We start from the raw sequence: 642 nt of genomic DNA on the forward strand, positions 1-642 counted from the left end.
TATCATGAACTGCACCACACTTCGGACATTTCCATTCTCTCAATGCTAAATTCTTTACATCAGGATTTTTATATCCACATTCACTACATGTTTGACTTGATGCATAACTTTGTGGTGCTATTATTATTTCTCTGCCATACCATCTTGCTTTATATTCTAACATCCTTCTAAATTCTGCCCATGATACTTCTGTTATTGCTTTGGCTAATTTATGATTTTGTTGCATATTTTTTACCTGTAAATCTTCTAAAACTATCACTTGGTTTTCGTGTATAATTTTAGAAGATAATTTGTGAAGAAAATCTTTCCTTTGATTTGATATTTTTTCGTGTAGTTTTGCAAGTTTTTGTCTTGTCCTTTCATAGTTTTTACTTTGCTTTTGCTTTCTTGATAATGATTTTTGTATAATTTTAATTCTTTTTTCTGTTTTTCTTAACCATTTTTGGATTTTTCTACCTTTGTTCCATCTGATAAAATAGCAAATTCTTTAATTCCTAAATCTATACCTACTTTTTTTATCTATTTTTAGGTAATTCTTTAATTTCTTCTTCTACAAGTATAGAAGCATAATATTTGCCTGTTGGCGTTTTTTGATATAGTTACGGATTTTAATTTTTCCTTCAAATTGTCTGTGTTGTTTTT

1 pseudogene is annotated in these 642 nt (G+C 28.0%); it reads right to left on the bottom strand.

Annotation, left to right across the window (positions count from 1 at the left end):
* Nucleotides 1-642: pseudogene (locus tag CAAU_RS09905) on the bottom strand (RNA-guided endonuclease TnpB family protein); the annotation flags it as partial.

The sequence above is a fragment of the Caloramator australicus RC3 genome (genome assembly GCF_000297115.1).
Lineage (GTDB): Bacteria > Bacillota > Clostridia > Clostridiales > Caloramatoraceae > Caloramator > Caloramator australicus.